At 52.3% G+C, this 18,989-nt stretch carries 17 protein-coding genes; 2 read left to right on the forward strand and 15 right to left on the reverse strand.

The features are described from left to right. Positions 1-12 precede the first annotated feature (12 nt). The 15 genes from RSX24_RS20655 to RSX24_RS20725 all read right to left on the reverse strand — a co-directional run bounded on the left by RSX24_RS20655 (position 13) and on the right by RSX24_RS20725 (position 16,720). Positions 13-504: a DUF456 domain-containing protein gene (locus RSX24_RS20655; RefSeq protein WP_497198218.1), complete on the reverse strand. Its 492-nt coding sequence runs from the start codon at positions 502-504 to the stop codon at positions 13-15. Between the two features lie 3 nt (positions 505-507). Next, positions 508-1,257, reverse strand: coding sequence for a Cof-type HAD-IIB family hydrolase (locus tag RSX24_RS20660; RefSeq protein ID WP_236414679.1), 750 nt, complete (start codon positions 1,255-1,257; stop codon positions 508-510). A gap of 210 nt (positions 1,258-1,467) precedes the next feature. Next, positions 1,468-2,340 carry a metal ABC transporter permease gene (locus RSX24_RS20665; protein WP_236414680.1) on the reverse strand — a complete coding sequence of 291 codons (873 nt, stop codon included), beginning with the start codon at positions 2,338-2,340 and terminating at the stop codon, positions 1,468-1,470. Then, complete coding sequence (locus RSX24_RS20670; protein ID WP_236414872.1) at positions 2,340-3,299, reverse strand: metal ABC transporter permease; 960 nt, start codon at positions 3,297-3,299, stop codon at positions 2,340-2,342. The genes RSX24_RS20665 and RSX24_RS20670 overlap by 1 nt, the downstream gene beginning before the upstream one ends. Before the next feature lie 3 nt (positions 3,300-3,302). Beyond that, entirely contained in the window at positions 3,303-4,124 is an 822-nt protein-coding gene (locus RSX24_RS20675; protein WP_236414681.1) for a metal ABC transporter ATP-binding protein, read from the reverse strand. 42 nt (positions 4,125-4,166) lie between these two features. Then, a complete protein-coding gene (locus RSX24_RS20680; RefSeq protein ID WP_343261676.1) occupies positions 4,167-5,072 on the reverse strand; it encodes a metal ABC transporter solute-binding protein, Zn/Mn family in 906 nt (301 codons plus the stop codon). 274 nt (positions 5,073-5,346) lie between these two features. Then, a complete protein-coding gene (gene nikE / locus RSX24_RS20685) occupies positions 5,347-6,147 on the reverse strand; it encodes a nickel import ATP-binding protein NikE (RefSeq protein WP_236414876.1) in 801 nt (266 codons plus the stop codon). A gap of 1 nt (position 6,148) precedes the next feature. After that, on the reverse strand, positions 6,149-6,952 hold the full coding sequence (nikD, locus tag RSX24_RS20690; RefSeq protein ID WP_343261677.1) for a nickel import ATP-binding protein NikD: 804 nt from the start codon (positions 6,950-6,952) through the stop codon (positions 6,149-6,151). A gap of 36 nt (positions 6,953-6,988) precedes the next feature. Then, positions 6,989-7,816 carry a nickel ABC transporter permease subunit NikC gene (nikC, locus tag RSX24_RS20695; RefSeq protein ID WP_236414685.1) on the reverse strand — a complete coding sequence of 276 codons (828 nt, stop codon included), beginning with the start codon at positions 7,814-7,816 and terminating at the stop codon, positions 6,989-6,991. Next, the gene (gene nikB / locus RSX24_RS20700) at positions 7,816-8,760 is read right to left on the reverse strand and encodes a nickel ABC transporter permease subunit NikB (protein WP_236414687.1); all 945 of its coding nucleotides are present in this window, start codon (positions 8,758-8,760) and stop codon (positions 7,816-7,818) included. Before nikB ends, nikC begins: the two co-directional genes overlap by 1 nt. A 49-nt stretch (positions 8,761-8,809) precedes the next feature. After that, complete coding sequence (nikA, locus tag RSX24_RS20705; protein WP_343261678.1) at positions 8,810-10,447, reverse strand: nickel ABC transporter substrate-binding protein; 1,638 nt, start codon at positions 10,445-10,447, stop codon at positions 8,810-8,812. 201 nt (positions 10,448-10,648) lie between these two features. Then, entirely contained in the window at positions 10,649-12,622 is a 1,974-nt protein-coding gene (locus tag RSX24_RS20710; RefSeq protein WP_438286868.1) for a peptidoglycan D,D-transpeptidase FtsI family protein, read from the reverse strand. A 332-nt stretch (positions 12,623-12,954) separates the two neighbouring features. Then, positions 12,955-14,982: a peptidoglycan D,D-transpeptidase FtsI family protein gene (locus tag RSX24_RS20715; RefSeq protein ID WP_343261679.1), complete on the reverse strand. Its 2,028-nt coding sequence runs from the start codon at positions 14,980-14,982 to the stop codon at positions 12,955-12,957. Between the two features lie 112 nt (positions 14,983-15,094). Further along, the gene (locus tag RSX24_RS20720) at positions 15,095-16,252 is read right to left on the reverse strand and encodes a transglutaminase domain-containing protein (RefSeq protein ID WP_438286869.1); all 1,158 of its coding nucleotides are present in this window, start codon (positions 16,250-16,252) and stop codon (positions 15,095-15,097) included. Between the two features lie 12 nt (positions 16,253-16,264). After that, positions 16,265-16,720: an ATPase gene (locus RSX24_RS20725; protein ID WP_236414701.1), complete on the reverse strand. Its 456-nt coding sequence runs from the start codon at positions 16,718-16,720 to the stop codon at positions 16,265-16,267. Positions 16,721-16,936: 216 nt separating this feature from the next. Between RSX24_RS20725 and RSX24_RS20730 the strand changes: the two genes are divergently transcribed. Next, complete coding sequence (locus RSX24_RS20730; protein ID WP_236414703.1) at positions 16,937-18,142, forward strand: MFS transporter; 1,206 nt, start codon at positions 16,937-16,939, stop codon at positions 18,140-18,142. A gap of 184 nt (positions 18,143-18,326) precedes the next feature. Further along, complete coding sequence (locus tag RSX24_RS20735; protein ID WP_236414705.1) at positions 18,327-18,674, forward strand: toprim domain-containing protein; 348 nt, start codon at positions 18,327-18,329, stop codon at positions 18,672-18,674. The last annotated feature ends 315 nt before the right edge of the window (positions 18,675-18,989 follow it).

The following is an 18,989-nucleotide window of genomic DNA, read 5'->3' on the forward strand; positions in this document are numbered from 1 at the left end:
AAGCCCGAACGTCTATGCGAATCTCGCCACCCAAATAATGAACAGAACAATCATAACGATCTGCAAAATGATTTTCATCACCGTACTGGTGAACAGGCCAACGACCGAGCCGAAGCCGACCTTGGTCGCCTTGGAAGGCGAAGATCCGCCGATCAGCTCACCCAGAAACGCTCCGATAAACGGACCGAGCACCAGACCAAATGCCGGAATCACAAACGGGCCGATAATGACGCCGATTGTGCTGAGCGTGGTGGATAGCTTGGAGCCCCCGAACTTTTTGACCCCCCAGGCACTGACCACGTAATCCGCGACGAACAGCACCACGACGATCAGAATCTGGAAGATCCAGAACCATACCCCGAACGGATCAAAGCTGAAGAACCAGCCATAGACCAGAAACGCGAACAAAATGGCGATAGCTCCCGGAAGAACGGGGTAGACCGTTCCTGCCATTCCCACCGCGAACAGAAGCACGATCAAAATCCAGCCAACGGTTGCGAGCAAGGTTTATTCCCCCTTCAAAATATGATCGCGAATGACCTCAACGATGCCATCCTCATTGTTGCTCGCGACGATCAGATCCGCCGCTTCCTTCACCTGATCCTGGGCGTTGCCCATCGCTACGCCCAGCCCTGCCGCTTCGATCACGGCCAGATCGTTCAAGCTGTCGCCCACCGCTACGGCCTGGGACATGTCGAGTCCAAGCAGTTTGCATACTTCGGCCACGCCGCTTGCCTTTGTAATGCCGGCCGGGTTGACTTCAATATTGACGGGCGAGGAGTTGGTCATCTGCAAACCGCCCAGCTGCTGCAGTTCCATCATAATTTGATGGCGAATCTCGTCGACCTCGGTGTTAAACCCGAATTTCAGCCACTGGGTTCCTTCGATATCCTGGGTCCAGCGGTCGCGGTTGAAAAGCTCTTCCACGGAGTATGCCCAATACCAAGTATTGTACTTCTCTCCGATCTCCCACATCTTGCGAATCAGCACAGGGTCCATCAGATGGCGAATATGCAGGTCATGCGGCGCTTTCCATACTTCGCTGCCGTTTACCGTGATCATCGGGGTTTCCAATCCGAGCTGCACGGCATAAGGCATAGCGTGAAAGACGGCTCTTCCCGTGGACAGGCAGACGTGTACGCCGCGGCGGATGGCAATCTGGATCCATTTGGCTGTTTCTTGTGAAATTTCATGGTTGTCGTTCAGCAGCGTTCCGTCCATGTCGAGCGCAAGCAATTTGTATTTCGGTTCTCCCATGTTGTACTCCTCCTTGGTTCTCTCTCTGATGTTTTTATGATGCGAAATCGGATCTCACAAAAAGACCGTCCGGCTGCCGCAAATGCGCGGGCGCTTCGGACGTCATGGCTAACGACATTTTACCACAGATGATCAACCTGCAACAAAGGAAGCTGCAACCTTTATTGCTCATGAAAAAAGACCGCCTGCAATGCAGGCGGCCTTATGCGCTTATTGTGCTGCGGACTTGCGGCGAGCGTAGCGAAAAACGATGCCGTGCCTCGGCGACAGCAGGAAAGCCAGCACAAACAATATGCCTGCGGCAGCCACCATGCATCCGGCAATGGAAGCATCCCATACGAACGCCATCACATATCCTCCGATGGAGGCAGCGGCCCCGATGACGACGCTGTACGCGATCATTCGACCCAGTCGGTCTGTCAGCAGATAAGCCGTGGCTGCAGGCACGATGAGCATACCGACGACGAGAATGGAACCGACGCTGTCAAAGGAGGCCACCGACGCCATGGACACAAGTCCCATGAGTACGTAATGGAACAGGGCTACCGGAATGCCGCAGGCGGCGGCAAGGGCCGGATCGAACGCGCATAGCTTGAACTGTTTGTAGAACAGGCCCAGCAAGACCAAAATAACCAGCAGCGTAATGCCGAGCATCCACACCGCCCGTGGTCCGACATTCATGCCCCAGAGCGTCAGTGTATCCCACTGAACATAAGCAATCTCCCCGAATAGTACATGATCGAGATCAAAATCGATGTTTTGCGCATTTTGACTGATTAGAATCACACCTACCGCGAACAGGGCCGTGAACACAATCCCTATGGATGCGTCCGAGGAGAGTCCTCCGGATTGCAGCGTCTGGATGAGAAACACCGTAATCAAGCCAAATGCCGTCGCCCCCAGCAGCATCCAGAGCGAATCCCGGGAGCCGCTCCACAGATAGGCAACCGCGATGCCGGGCAATACCGCATGGCTGATGGCATCGCCTACCATCGTCATCTTCCGCAGAATCAGAAAACATCCGAGAATGGCACAAGCGGAGGAGACGAGCATGGCCGTTAAAATAATCCAAAACGTGGACATTACAATTCACCTCGTTCCTGCTGCGCGCGCTGCACGGGCAGCCCGGATAAGGCCATGCGTTCCTCCCGCAAATAGGCCGATCTCGCCTGCGCGCTCCGCAGTCGTCTGGCCAGCAGCCCGCGCCGCGGAGCCAGTAATGCAGATCCGGCAAAAATGACCGTTGCCGCGAGCACCGTCACAGGCCCTGTCGGCAGATTCGGCACCATCGTGCTGAACAACGTTCCCGCCGCGCCGCTAAGAGCGCCGAACAGACCCGCCAGCAGCACCATCAGTGCCAGTGAATCGGTCCAGCAGCGTGCAGCCGCAGCCGGCGTGACCAGCAAAGCCGCAACCAGCACCACGCCGACGGCCTGAATCCCTGCTACGACAGCAATAACGGTAAGCAGCAGAATCAGGTGCTCCAGCATGCCTACGGGCAAACCCATCCCCCGTGCAAATCCCGGATCAAAGCTCACCAGCTTGAATTCCTTGAACCAAGCCACACTGGCAAGGAGCAGGATCAGGCATACGCCGCCCATGACGTATACATCGGTCTGCACCATGGATGCCGCCTGCCCGAACAAATATTTGTCGAGTCCGCTCTGGCTGCCGCTTGCTCCATGCTGGATTCGCGTCAACATGACGATGCCGATGCCGAAAAAGACCGACAGCACGATGCCCATCGCCGTTTCCTGCTTAATGCGTGAATAGCGCGTAATGCACGTGATGCCAAAGGTAGCCATAATGCCCGCAACGAGGGCACCGACGAGAAACAGGCCAACCGACTTCGTTTCCGCAAGCATGAACGCTATGCATATGCCGGGCAGTGCCGCATGGGCCAGCGTATCGCCCATCAAACTTTGACGACGCAAAAACGTAAACGAACCGATAATGCCGCTGCTGAATCCAAGCAGCATACACCCGAGCAGGATCCATCTCGTGTTGGGATCGGTCAGAATCGTCATGATCCAGTTTCCCATCATTTACACCTGACCCTTCCCCGAGCGGCTGCCAATCATGGCAATCCGGCCGCCGTAGGTTTCCTGCAGCATATCCGGCACAAATACCTCGCTGGTAGGGCCTCCTGCCACCAACCGGCCATTCAGCAGCAGCACATGATCGAAATATTCCTCCACCGTGGCCAGGTCATGATGAACGACAAGCACCGTTTTCCCTTGCCGCTTCAGCTGCTCCAGCAATGAAATAATCGCTTTCTCGGTCGTGGCGTCCACGCCGGCAAACGGCTCATCCATGAAGTACAGGTCAGCGTCCTGCACCAGGGCGCGAGCCAGAAATACTCTCTGCTGCTGCCCCCCGGACAACTGGCTGATCTGACGGTGCATGAAATCGCCCATGCCTACCTGCTCCAGACAATGTGCGGCGAGATCGCGCTCTTTTTTACCGGGACGGCGGAACCAGCCCAGATGGCCGTATCTTCCCATCATAACCACATCCAGCGCATGGGTCGGAAAATCCCAATCCACGGATTCGCGCTGGGGCACGTATCCGATGCGACGGCGCTGCTCCCGGTATGACTGGCCGAATATTCGCACCTCTCCGTTCATTTTCGGGATCAGCCCAAGCACGGCTTTGATCAAGGTCGACTTGCCCGCTCCGTTCGGACCGAGAATGCCGATGAGTTGACCTTCCGGAATATCGAAGGATACGCCGCTGAGCACAGGCTTTTTATGGTAAGCCACCGCCAAATCGCGAACGCTCAGGGGTGACGCCGCTTCCAAACTGCCAAGACCTTGGCCCGGATGATCTTCATTGCCTGCATAGGTTAATGACGTTGAATCTCTCATGCTGCCCACTCCTCTCATTGTTTTCCTTCATGTGGTTAACGGCTATTTCAACGCCTCGGAAATCGTATCGGCATTATGGCGAATCATTCCGATGTATGTTCCTTCCTCCGTGCCCTCGGCGCCCATGGCGTCAGAGAACAGTTCTCCGCCGATGTTTACCGTATGTCCTTTTTCTGCCGCTCCCGCAATGATGGCTTCCATCGCTTTCGCCGGAACACTCGACTCCACAAAGACGGCTTTGATGTTATTTTCCACCAGGTAGTCCCTCAATTCGCTGACGTCCTTGGCCCCGTACTCGGCCGCCGTGCTGATGCCCTGCAATCCCATCACCTTCATGCCATAGGCTTGGCCGAAGTATCCGAAAGCATCATGTGCCGTAACAAGCACGCGGCTTGGCTCAGGTATTTCCGCGATTTTCTCCCTCACCTCGTTATCAAGCTTCTCCAACTCCGCCAAATATGCCGCCGTCTGTTCCTTGTACTGTTCTGCATGATCCGGATCTGCTTCGGTCAGCGTATCCCGCACGGCTTCCACCACCACCATCCAGTGTTTGACGTTGAACCAGACATGCGGATCATACTCCGTATTCATCTCTTCGCCCGAACGCAGCTCCTTCGGAGGAATGCTCTCCGCGACGGCGGCGACTTTTTTGCCGGCAGACATTTTTTCAAGAATTTCGGACATTTTGCCTTCCAGATGAAGCCCGTTGTATAGAATAACGTCAGCCTCTTCCAGCTTGCGGATATCTCCCTGCGAAGCTTTGTATAAATGGGGGTCGACTCCCGGTCCCATCAGTCCGGTGACTTCCACATACGATCCGCCGACTTCACGGGCGATATCCGCGATCATGCCGGTCGTTGCCGTCACTTTCATTTTCCCCTCGCCGCCTGCCTCCGTGCCATTCGAACATGCCGTCAATACGACAACCATCAGCAATACTGCCGTCATAACCCCTCTGTGAATACTCCTCATCTTGACCATTAACAATGTGAACTCTCCTTTCCCTCTCCTAAAATAATTGTGACAAGTTAATTTTGTTGTACAAGGTATTAAAATTTAAACATAACTAAAAAAGTTTCCCTTGCGCAAATTTTAAGCGATGCCAAACAAAAAGGCAAGGGATATTTTCCCTTGCCTTTCCTATACAAACTTATGTTTGCCCGAGCATTCCCGGCGCTTTCTTTTGTATTATCGATATATCTGTGTCCGTGTCTGAAACCGTTCATGCAAAAGGAATCCGAAGCGATGGGTGATCCGGCAAAATGGCTGAAATCAACGCTTTCACCGCCGGATGATCGCTAAGAAACACGGATTCCGGTTCGTCGCTGTAATGCACGATCCTGCCTTGCTCCATAACGGCAATCCGGTCACAGATCGACATGGCCGCCTGGATATCGTGCGTTATGAACAAATACGATAATCCATGCTTCGCCTTTAACTCGGCCAGCAAATCCAAAATGTGCACCTGATGCACCCGATCCAAGCTGCTAACGCATTCATCAAGCACTATCAGTTTGGGCTTAAGGGCAATCGCCCGCGCAATATTGACGCGCTGCAGCTGCCCGCCGCTGAATTGTTCCGGCCGCTTGGCTCCATCTTCCGCGCGAAGACCCACTTGTTCGAGCAATTCCCCGATGCGGTGCTCCATCTCCGCCGGAGATAGACGCTCATAATTCCGAAGCGGCTCGCCGATGATCTGCGCCGCCGTCATCATCGGGTTTACAGCCGAGTAACAATCCTGGAACACAACCTGCAGATCGCGCCTTACGCTTTTGGGCATGCCCCCGTTTGCCTCATAAAGATGGCATCCTTCAAACCGTACCTGTCCTTTGCTGGGCCTTTGCAGTCCAAGGATGATTTTTCCAAGCGTACTCTTTCCTGCCCCGCTCCCCCCCAGCAATCCCAGACAACAACCCTTCTCAAGCTCGATCGAGATGTCTTCAAGAACGGGAAGGCGCGTATCTGTACGATTCCACCAGCTTTTTTTCCCATAACTATGGCTTACGCCGAGCACCTGAAGCACATTAAGCATCCTTTCTTGCACGGAGACGAGCTTGAAGCAGCATCCGAGTATACTCGTGCTGCGGCCGATCGAACAATTCATGCACGCCGGCCTGCTCTACGACCTCTCCCTTTTTCATGACGGCGACCTCATCCGCGAGTTGGCAGATCACGCCCAAATCGTGAGAAATCAACAAAATGGACGTCCCCTTCTCCCTGCGAAGCCGTTCCAATTCCCGAAGCACTTGAAGCTGATTGACGACATCGAGCGCCGTGGTCGGCTCGTCCGCAATGAGCAAGGAAGGCTGCAAACACATGGAAATGGCGATCATGACCCGCTGCAGCATGCCTCCGCTCAATTGATGAGGATAACATTTCATGATTCTGCCCGGGTCAGGAAGGTTCATGTCTGCAAGGGCAGCCACTGCCTGTTCTTTGGCTTGAGATTTCGATATCTTAGAGTGGGTGCGCAGCGTTTCAATAAATTGGGACCCGATCGTATATACGGGCGTAAAAGCATTCATCGGATTTTGCATGATAAACCCGATGTCCTTGCCTCGAACACGCCGCATATCTTCGGCTCGCAATGCAGACAACTCACGACCGTTTAACCGTACGCTTCCCTCTACCCGCATATTTTGCGGGTTCAACAACCGGAGGATGGCGTGGCACGTCATCGATTTTCCGCTGCCGCTCTCTCCGACGAGTCCCAACACTTGCCCTTTCCCAAGCGTCAAATCCAGCGGCTTTAACAGCGGAACGGTTTCTTTTCCAATATGCAGTTCGACTTGCAGCCCCCGGACCTCAAGCACGTTGGGATGATGCACTGTATCGTTCCCCCTGTCCAAATCTGTGTAGAACAACTAACGTTTCGCAATGCCGTAACGCTCCGACAGAGCCTCCCCCAGCACGTTAAACGTAATGACCACCACCAGAATCAGCACACCCGGGTAAATCATCAGCTCCGGATGGCTGCGGATGTAACTGGTTCCTTCATGAATCATGGCTCCCCATTCCGCATTCGGCGGCTGAATGCCCAAGCCCAGAAACGAAAGCGCGGAGATGTCCATGATCGCCCAGCCCATTTCCAGGGTGCCCATAACGACGATGGGACGCTGCACGTTGGGAATGATATGTCTGCGAATAATGCTCCATGAGGACGAGCCGCTGATGCGTGCCGCCGCAATAAAATTTCGCTCTTTCAGCGTAACGACCATGTTCCTGCAGATTCGTGCATAATATACCCACTGCACCATCATGAGCGCCAGCAGCACCTGCATCAAACCTGGCCCGAAAATGCCCACAATGCCAAGCACAAGCACCAGATTCGGGAAGGCCATGATGCCTTCGCAGAAGCGCATGAGCACACTGTCCAGCCAACCGCCGACATAACCGGAGATGGAACCGATGATCACGCCCAGAAACAACGACGACAAAAAGATGAGGATGGCAAATCCAAGCGATACTCTGGCTCCATAGATCAGACGGGACAGATTGTCGCGCCCCAAATGGTCGGTTCCCAGCCAATGCTCTGCCGACGGCCCTTTCAGTTTGTCCAGCAGATCCACCTTTACAGGATCATGCGGGGCAATCCAAGGAGCCAGCAGCGTAACGATAAAGAAAATCATAAGCACCAGAGAACATATCATGATTGTTCTTCGGCCTTTTAACGCCGCACGCCATTTATTCATCAATGCTCTGCCCGTCCTTTCGCCGAAATCCGCGGGTCCATATACATCTGTATCAGATCGACGAGCAGATTGCATACGATGAACAAACAAGCCGCCAAAAATACATAACATTGGATCACAGGGATATCGCGGTTAAAAATGGCCTCCACGAAGTAGCGCCCGAACCCGGGCCATGAAAAGACCTGCTCCACAATGATCGTGCCTGTAAGCAATTTCCCCAGGTTCATGCCCATCCCTGTTATCAATGGCGCTATCGCGATTTTAAGCACATGCTTCATCATGATGGCACTTTCCCGAATTCCCCTTGTTCGCGCATATCGCACATAGGTTTCCTGCAATTGTTCCAGTACGCTGGAACGAAGCAACCGCGTATACACGGCGATCAGGACCAGCGACAGCGTTATCGTCGGGAGCACCAGGTTCTCCCAGGTCCCCCGACCTTCCACAGGAAGCAAATCAAGCTTTACCGAAAAAAAGAAGATTAACAGATATCCCAGCCAAAACTGGGGAATGGATGCCCCGAAATAGGAGATGGCTCTGCTCAACATGTCAACCCAGCTGTTTTTGTATACTGCGGCGAAAACCCCGAGCGGAATGCTGACCAGCGCGGAAAACAACATGCTCCAACATGCAAGCTCCGCAGTCGCCGGAAGCCTCGTTTTAACCTCATTCCATACGGGTTGATTCGTGAGGTAGGAGGTACCGAAGTCCAGCCGGGCCATTCGCTTTAACGTATTCAGATATTGGTTGAACAGCGGTTGGTCCAAGCCAAATTCATGCCGCTTCTGTTCCAGCAGCTCGGGCGTCGGATAGATGTGTGCCGCGGTCAAATAGGCCTCTGCCGGATCAACCGGCGAAATATGGATCAATGCAAAGGTTACGAGCGTTGCCATGAATACGATCGGAATGATCGCAAGCATTCGTTTACCGACATAGCCGATCACTCTTTTTTCCTCCTTGGATCAAACTGCCTCATGCCTTAGTTCGGCTGAATTATGGAGTGACGGTTTCCATCCCGGCAAACGGGTTTTCGTCACGATTCGCCGGAAATACGAAACGGGTAATTTTTTTCTGGTAAACGGCGGTCTTCTTGATATACGAAATTGGTACGATCGCGGACTGCTCCTGCAATGTTTGCAGAATGGAGCCGTACAGCTCCTGGCGCTTCGTCTCGTCGGTCGAAGACAATACCTCCCGGATCATGCCTTCCAATTCTTTTTTCATCGGGATTGCGCTTAACGTTTCCGAAATGCCGAAGCCGGGATTCGCGACAACGTTAACGAACGAATGCGGGTCATATGGAGCGCCGTAGTTGTACCAGAAATACAGATCGAAATCGTTCGCTTTCAGGCGCTTGATTTGTACCGTCAGCTCCAGGCCTGTGAGGTTGACCTTTACGCCAAGCTGGCTCCATTCGGCCTGAATCGTTTCGGCCATCGCCTTCTGGATCGGGTCCGTCTTGTCAAAGATCATCTCGAATTCGAGCGGCTGACCGTCCTTCTCCCGCACTGTGCCGCCTGACGGCAATGTCCAGCCCGCTTCGTCCAGCAATGCCATCGATTTCTGCACATTGTATTGAATCGGCTCCAGATCGACGTTGGTATACGGATAGTTTTTGGACAACACCGAGTCGGCCGGTTCTTCCAGCCCCGACGTAATGCCTTCTACCATCGCCTGTTTGTTAAAACCCTGTTGTAACGCCATGCGTACCCGAACGTCGGCCAGCTTTGGATTGGAGGAATTCAGGAGCAAACTCCGCGTTCCCACCGGATCGGATAATTGAGTCGTGTACGCTTCGTTCTCGCGAAGCTGTTTGAACGCATCGAGACTGATGACGCCTTCACCGTAAATCAGGTCCAAATCTCCCTTTTCAAAGGCAGCCACGCGCGTTTCTGCATCGGGGATGATTTTCACGGTAACTTCATCGATGGCCGGCGCGGTTCCCCAATAATTCGGGTTGCGTTTGAACACGGCATACTCGTCCTGTTTATATTCAGCCAGCATCCATGGACCTGTTCCGACAGGCTCCTTTATGCCCTCCGACGTGTCTCCGTTATCGGGAAAGCCTGCCTCGCCAAGGAAGCGAAACGGACGGACGACAGACAAATCCTGAAGTACCGGATAATACGGCTCGGTGAGCGTCAGGCGAAACGTGTGGTCATCCACCGCTTCCGTCTTGGCGATGACATTAACCACGCCCAGCCAGCTGTGGGTGTCTTTATGTTTCATCACCGCATCAAAATTCTTTTTGACGATCTCGGCGTTAAAATCCGTTCCGTCCGAGAACTTTACGCCTTGGCGAAGCTTGAACGTGTATGTTTTCCCATCATCCGAGATGGTCCATGATTCGGCCAAAGCCGGCTCCAGCTTTCCGTTCTCTTGGTAACTCACCAGCGGCTCGTACAGCATGGATTGGGCAAACAATTGCGAAGGGTTATACGTGTGAGGATTCATCGTGCCGATATCGCGAGGCCAGGACATCGTGATCGATTTGGCCTGGGATGATCCGTTTGAGGATGTGTTCGAAGAATCCGCGCCGTTCTCTGTATTGCTGCAGCCAACGACAACAAAGAGAAGCAAGAGCGTGGTCGCCAGCAGCAGGGCCGCGGTTTTACGATGATGTGTGAACATGGATGCAGTACCCCTTTTCAGTATTATGCAAAATATGATAATGATTATCATAATCATGGATTAAGAATAGGGACGAGCGCCGATTTTGTCAATATAAATTAAATGAAATGCACCTCCGGAACATATAGACAAAAAAAATATGCCCGTACAGAGCCGCTTGCACTCAGCAAGCTCTCTTACAGGCATATCCATTAACTCATGCTATTGGTCGCTGTTATTCTCCTTTTTTTTGTTCTTCGGCGTACCGTCGAGGCCATAGACCTCGTCATAAGCTTCAAAAATTTTACGGGCAATCGGAGATGCGCTAACCGATCCGAACCCGCCTTCAGGAACGACTACAGCTACGGCCAGTTTCGGGTTTTGCCTTGGTGCAAAAGCAATAAATACGCCGTTTTCTTTCTTGTTTGGCCCGCTGCCCTGCTGTGATGTGCCTGTCTTACGCGCAAAATCGTAAGGAAATCCGTCAAACGTGCTGAGCTTGGTCGCCATGCCGCGATGAATCTCGTCCCAATAGGCATCGGGGAACTCGACTTCGTTGAGCACCTTCGGTTTGATCTTGCGAACCACGTTGCCGTCGGCATCGCGAATTTCCTTCACCAGATGCGGCTCCATCCGTTTGCCCTTGGTCGCAATGGTAGTCACGTATTGGGCTAATTGCAGCGTCGTATATTTCGCCTGTTGGCCGAAGGAAGCAAACGCCAATTTGGTCAAGCCGGATTCAGAGGACTCATTGTATTCCAGTCGGCCCAAAAACTCACCAGGCAGATCCACTCCCGTAGATACGCCCAGCCCGAATTGCTTCATATATTCGTCCCATTTGTCGACGCCTTTGTCACCTCCATACTTCGCATACAAGCGTTTACCCACCATATCGATCATGAAGGCGTTGGAAGATTTCTGAATGGCCTGTCTGGCGTTGATGTGGCCGTTGTAAGCGGCGCCTGCGTTCTGGATGCGTCTTCCATCCTTGCCCAAGGTGGTATACCCCAGATCGGGATACGTCTCTCCCGCTGTAAAAAGCCCTTCCTTCAGACCAATCAGCACGCTGAGCGGCTTGATGACCGACCCCAACAACACAACAGATTCGGCTCGCTTGCGCGAATCGTCGGGCGGGAAGGAAGCAATCGTCCCGTTCCGGTACACGTATTTGATTTTGTCGTAATCCCATTCGGCATTTGGATCGTAATCCGGCATGCTGGCCATCGCCACCACGTTGCCAGTATCGATTTCCATGGCCACCGCATAACCGGTTACGGCATTAGGCAGCTTGCGCAGTTCATCCGTAATAGCCTGCTGCGCCGCCATTTGAATGTCTTTGTGGATGGTGGAAATAAGGCTGTATCCCTTTTCGGGAGGCGTCTGCACGATGTTCCCCTCCGGCAAGTTGCGCGAATTGATGTCGATGGACTGGTATCCGCTGCGCCCGCGCAGTTCTTCCTGATATTGATATTCCAGCCCGTCCGCACCGACCATTTCTTCCTGAGCGTAACGAAGGCCCGGATCACGCTGGTCGACTCCGCTGCTGGCGATCTCCTGATACTTTTTCAAGGTTCCCAGCCCCTTGTACTCCCGCGTATACCCGATAACTTGAACGGCCACTCCGTCCGGGTCGTATCGGCGCACATTTTCCTCAAGCACCATCACGCCGGGATGCTGGGCCTTGTTTTCCATGAAATATGCGATTTCTTTGGTGTTCAGATCGGATTTGACCAAACGCGGCGTGTATCCGTGCGTCTTCTGGTAATCCAGATCAAGGCGTTTGATGATTTCTTCCGCGTCCGGCTGTTCTTTGTCCCCGGGATTAAACTGCTTGAATATGCCGGCGAGATCTTCTGCGAGCTTCTGTGCCTCTTCCTGTCTAGCCCCATTGCTGTAATCTTCGTAAAGCAACACGTATAGCGACTGCACGGGCTCGGAATAAGCAAGCGCGATCTTGCCCGTAGCGTCATAAATCGGGCCGCGCACAGGCGCCAGCGGAATGTCTTTCGTATTCCGACTGGTTTCCATGTACGTCAGCTCCGGCCCTTCGACAAATTGAATATAAGCCAGTCTGAATATAAGAACGCTGAAGATGACAAAGGCCACGAAAAAAAACGTATTCATCCTTAAGCTTGAAGGCGTGTTGATCTGCCCATCCTCTTGAGTTTTCTTTTTCTTTCCCCAAAGCTTGAACATGCTGTGTACCTCACCCATTCCCTGTCCAAAATAGTCTATACTTCATAAAACTCCCCCAGTGAAAGCACAACTCTGGATATTAACAGTCTACCAAAGCCACACTCCCATGTCGCCCAAATTTTGGTTACACTTTCGTCATCTGGAGGTTGGCATGGTATACATAAATAACGTGAAAAGGCCATTGCACGTTACCGGCATTTTTCCTCAAATACTAAAAAGGCCTTCTTCTTCGGATCTCTTCCCAATCCATACTCCGTACGACCTAAAAAAGACGACCTCCCTCCAGATCCATCCGAAGGGAAATCGCCTTGGTACTTATTCATTCAATTGACTCATTGTTGCGTGTCAGCATTTTCCGTTTTGTCTTTTTTGGGAACGCCATCCAAACCATACTCTTCGTCATACGCGTCGAAAATCGCGCGCGCAATCGGCGCGGCACTCGTCGAACCGAATCCCCCTTCCGGGATGACTACGGCTACGGCCAGCTTCGGGTTGTTGCGCGGAGCGTAGGCGATAAATACCCCGTTATCGACATTTTTTCCGCCGACCAACTGGGTAGACGTTCCTGTTTTCCGGGCAAAGTCGTACGGGAATCCACTAAATGAAGAAACTTCGGTGGCCATCCCGCGCTGCACTTCGTCCCAGTATGAGGAGTTGAAATCAACCTTGTCCAACACCTTTGGTTTGATCTTTTCTACAACGTTCCCCTCGGAATCGCGAATTTCACTGACCAGATGCGGCTCCATCCGTTTTCCGCGGTTTGCCAGCATCGTTACGTATTGCGCAAGCTGCATCGTCGTATATTTCCCCTGTTGTCCAAAGGAACCATACACCAGTCTCGTCAACGAGCTCTCTGTCTTGTTCGTATATTCGCGGCGGCCTAGATATTCATTCGGAAGATCAACGCCGGTAGATACGCCCAGACCAAACTGTTTCATATATTCATCCCAAACATCGATTCCTTTTGCTCCGTAACGGTCATACAGTTTTTTCCCGATTTCATCAATCATGAACGGATTTGAGGAATGGCGAATGGCGTCGCGTGGGCGGAGCGGTCCGTATACGTGTCCGCCTGCATTCTGCACCCTGCGATTGTCTCCGCCAAACGTGGTGTATCCTTTATCGCTATAAACGGTATTGGCCGTAAAAAATCCTTCTTTGAACCCGATCAGCACACTGAGCGGTTTGATGGTTGAACCGAGCAACACGACGGATTCGGCACGCTTGCCGCTGTCATCCGGCGGAAACCCTCGAATCGTGCCGTTCTGATAAATATACTTGATATCATCATACTGTTGATTGGTGATGCTTCCCGTTCTCCAGATGTTGGTATCGTAGTCCGGCATGCTCGCCATGGCAACCACTTTGCCCGTGTCGACTTCCATCGCAACGGCAAAGCCGGTTTTGGCATTTTGGTGATACTTGCCGGACACCAGATTGGTATGCAGCCATCTCAACTGATCCGTGATCGCCTGCTCTGTTTTGACCTGAATGTTTTTGTTGATGGTGGTGATCAGGTCATATCCTTTTTCGGGAGGGGTCGAACCAGCTACGCCTTCCGGAAGGTTGCGCAGGTCTACGTCCACCGAGTTATACCCGCTTTTGCCGCGCAGAATGTCCTGATACTGGAGCTCAAGTCCGTCAAAACCAACGAACTCGTTCTCGGTATACACGAGTCCAGGGTCGGTTTGCGTTTTATTTTTCGCATCGATCTCTTTGTACTTGTCCAGCGTTTTGGAACTTTTGAACTTCTTGAGATACCCGATCGTCTGTACGGCGACCGTGTCCGGATCGTAGTAACGAACGCTTTCCTCCACGATCTGGATACCTTTGAACTCATCCTTGTGCTGGAGGAAATACGCTACTTCCTCGTCCGAAAGATCGCTCTTGATCAAACGCGGCATGAACCCGTTTGCTTTGCGCGAATTCAGGTCCATCTCTTCGATGATTTCGTCGACGGACAATGAGGGCGATTCCTTTTTCTTATACTGCTCGAATACGTCATGCAGCCGCGTCGCCATGTCCTGAATTTCGGCGATATATGGACTCGGCTCGCCGTTCACGTCTCCATAATTTTTGTACAAGGTCAGGTAAAGTGATTGAATCGGCTTGGAGTATGCCAATTTCACTTCGCCCGTCGCATCGTAAATCGTGCCCCTGACCGGAGCTAGCGGAACATCCTTCGTAATGTTGCTCGCTTCCTCCTGGCTTAATTCGGGGCCTTCCACGAACTGCAAATAGGCCAATCGTACGATGATTACGCTAAAAATAATAAAGGAAGCAAAGAAAAACACGTTCATCCGGTAACTGAAACGCCGTTTGTCCGTAAGCTCTTCCTTCTCTTTGGAACGATTGTTCATCCGTTTTACCTCTTTCATGACTTGATGCTTTCCGCTCTGGCTTTGAGGTGATTATGAGTACAGGCAATGTCTTACAACATCCGTCCTGCGCCCATTTGATTTCATATCCTTTTTATGCTGTCTCATCCTTCAGATGGGTATCTGAGAAATTCGGCGGATTGAACCAGTCCCCGCTGACTGCCCATGTCGAATCAAGCGGAATCCAGCTCTTCGAATCGCTCAAATAGATTTCATTCCAAGCATGAGGCCCATAACCGCCCTGTCCGTTATATCCCAAGCCGGTTACCACCTTGACGTCCAGTCCTTGGGACCGTGCCATGACCGCATATAACCTCGCATAATCGATACACACGCCTTTCCGCGTGTCGAATGTGTCCTGCGGCGTCTGCTCATGCCAAATGCCTCGCTGTTCGTAATCTTCAACCTTGCCATAGTCATATTGAATGCGTGATCCAACCCAGTCATAAAGCGCCCTTGCTTTCGCTTCTTCGGTGGATTTGCCCTTCACGATCTCGGCTGCGGCCGCTTCGATATCCGTTGGGATGTTATGATCAATGACCTCATATTTGCGCTGCAGAATGCCGCTAAGCTCCTTCTGTACCGCTTGGGTAAACACCGGAAGCTGATCCTTGATCAGGTTGCCCGACAAAGGTTCAATGACCGACTTGGCGCCTTGCATGTAGATCGGCGACGCCTCAACGTACCTGCTGAACAGGCTTCCCGGATACAAACTCACGATCATGAACAGCACAGCAATAACGATCATGCCGCGTGCCGAACCGATGACCGTGCCGATCAGCGCGCCGGTAAATCGGCTGACGATCCCTTTCGGCCTGTTCCCGGGCTCGGCGTGATGATGCCTTACGTTAAAGAACATCATCGAGAACCATCCCAACAACATTCGAATGATCCCGTAACTCAATACGAACAGGACGGCAAACCTCATTAGCGGAAAATCCGCCACTGCCGTGACAAGGGTATAATACACCTGCTCCATGCGGCTTAATTCACGGCCCGGCATCGCCTGTGCATGATCGGACAGCCATTGCTGCACATAGGGTGCAAGCCATACCGTCAAACCTATGGATAACAAAATGCCTACCACGGTCATAATCCCGTCCAGCAGAAAGGAAAACAGCCTCCCTGCCGAACGAGAAGCTCCCCTGGACCACCCTTGCAGCAAAGACGCCGCAACAATCAACAACAACAGAATCGTGATGCCGTTGAATTCCTTCAGGCTGTCCAGCCAACTTTGAAACACGTTGTCCATTCCTCCTTTTGCCTAAGAAGCCGGGGCTCCCACGTTCCCTTCCGCCTGTTTGATGAACGTCCGGATCGTGTCATTGTCCAGCTTCCATTCGCCGAGCGAAATGCCGCGAAACGTGACGTCCACTTTGTCCGAGCCAGCGGTTCCCTGAATCTCCACATTAGGACTCTTGATCGTAAACGCCCCGCCTTCGCCACGGCTGTAGGTTGCCTTGGAAGCCTCCTTAAGCATGATGCTCGTCGCTTCCTTCTTCAACGTATCCATTGTGCTGCTCTGCACGTCAGATACCGTTTGCTTGATCTGATCGAGGGAGATGCCGCTGTATATCACCAGAGCCGCAACGATGATAATGGCAATCGCCCATTTCAAAACCGTTCGGAGCACATTCATAACAAAAACCAGAATGATCATCGCAATGACGATCACAAGCCAGTTCTGCATAACAAACTCTTTCCAAACTTCTATGTTCATGATTACACCTTCCGAATTAGAGTCGAGAAATGAATCTTCCCGAATATTATACATGATTTCCGGAGCCGCTGTCAGCTAAGCCCCATTCCCGTAAAAATAAGCGGTATAAGTTCGTCCCAATGCACGTACAAGTAGTACTACGGTTTTGCATGATCGGCATGGCCCGTCTGCAATCTTCCACATTTCAACGGCATCGCTTAACAAGGAGGGGCTTTTGTGAAAACGGCCATTTGGCTCTATCTGTTTTTGTTTCTCGCTGTCTTTGACCTGCACGCTCAATATCCCATACTGACGCCGTTCGCCATCTCGCTCGGTGCCGCCCCTACCTTCATTGGATGGATGATGGGCATTTACTCCCTGACGCATCTGCCTGGCAACCTGATTGCCGGTACGCAGATCGACAAACACGGCAGCCGCCGCTACATCGTATTCAGCCTGCTTGGCGCCGGGATCATTTTGCTGTTACAGGCATACGTCCAAACACCATGGCAGCTCTTGGCCCTGCGGGCCATCAGCGGCTTCGTGCTTGCCTTCTTGTCTCCGGCTTGCCTTGCTCTTCTGGCCCAGCTCTCCCGCGATCCCGTTACTCAAGGCAAATATATGTCCGGACACGGGGTTGTGCATACATTGGCTTCGGTCGTCTCTCCCGCGGCAGGCGCGCTGATTGTGGCAAGCATCGGATTCTCGGCCACCTTCTCCAGCCTGGGTTACCTGCTCATTCTGACAGGCGTCATCGCTTTTTTGTCCATGCCCAAGGGATTGGTAGATGCAGCCAACGAAACAGAAAAAATTAAAGAAACCGTCCCGCCGAGCCCGTCCTCCGTCACTAAAGGGAGCAGCTCCGAAAAAGCGGCATTCATGCCTGTCTCATGGCGTTATTTCGCCCTTCCGCTGTTCATTGCTTGTGCCCAAGGCATCTTATTTTTTGAATTGCCGCTGCGCAATGGCGGCACAACATCCATCATGTCCACAGGGCTTATGTTCTCCATCATCAGTCTGGGCGCGCTGCTTACGCTGAGCATGCTGTTTCTCAACCGGTATTCCCCGAAGCTCCGCCTGACGTTGGGCGTGCTGCTGATGTCCCTGTGCTTCTTTGCTATGGCTGCATTTCCGGCGTGGCCTCTGCCCGGCATTCTGTTCGTGCTCGGATTGGCCAAAGGAATTACTTTTCCAGCCATGGCAACGCTGTTCATTCGTTTAAGCGGGGGCAGCAAGCTGGGCCGCATCTTCTCGTTACAATCCATCTTCACCTCGATCGGTTCGTTTATCGGACCCATCGCGGCCGGACAGCTTCGGATCGGGGTCTCTCCTTATTTCATTGCATTTCTATTGTTGATGTTAGGCATACTGCTGCTTCCCTATTTCAGATCGCGACATGAAGCGTCATCATCCCGTTCAGACCCGCATAGCATATTAAGCTGATTTCCCCGGTTTTCTGCCAACGAATCGGCTTCTTTTTTCCTTTTGACAGCACCCGAGCCGGTTCCGAGGTTTTCTTTGCATTATTCACCCGTTTACAGCTACACTATAGGTATTCCCGGTCGATTTCCGCTGTAACATTTCCCGGGTAATGTCGATACAAGCACTCGTTCAAGGGGTGAATAGGATGCCAATTCATGTCATTGTGGAAGGAAAGAATGACCGCAGTAAACTGAAACGCCTCGTTTCTCCCGAAATCAACATCTTATGCACGTTCGGAACATTGAATACCGTCAAACTTGAGGCCCTTCGCAAACAGGTCGGATATGACGAAGTGTACCTGTTTGTGGATAACGACAGCTCCGGCAAAAAAATCCGGGGTGTGCTGCGGGACGCTTTTCCCGACGCCGTCCAAATCTATACCCGGCGCGGCTATGCGGGCGTCGAAGGCACTCCGGACGAATACATCATCGCCCAACTCGAAAAGGCAGGTTTGGAGGAATATATCCAATATCCCGAACTGCCTTCGCTTTAATGGTTCTATATTTACCTCACAATCAATCACACAAGGCCACTGCGAGTGCAGTACCATCTTCCGATCGCTGTTATCCCCAGATTTTTTTCATTCCCTTTTTCTAAGGGGTAAATCCGGTGATAAGCCTATGCTTCCGATGCAGCTTTCCTTCAGAAAGCTTTTAGAACGCTTCGCTTCTCCAGATTGGTTCTGCCTCTCCGTTTATGTGTGTATGTTTTTTTCGGTTTATATAGCCCCGAAAATCAGGACCACCCGTCCAACGGGTGGTTTGCTCTTGGGGTATAACCCCTTGTTGCCAAACTGCGCCTAAAGACG

Origin of the sequence: Paenibacillus hubeiensis (genome assembly GCF_032334105.1) — a bacterium.
GTDB classification, from domain to species: Bacteria; Bacillota; Bacilli; order Paenibacillales; family Paenibacillaceae; genus Paenibacillus; species Paenibacillus hubeiensis.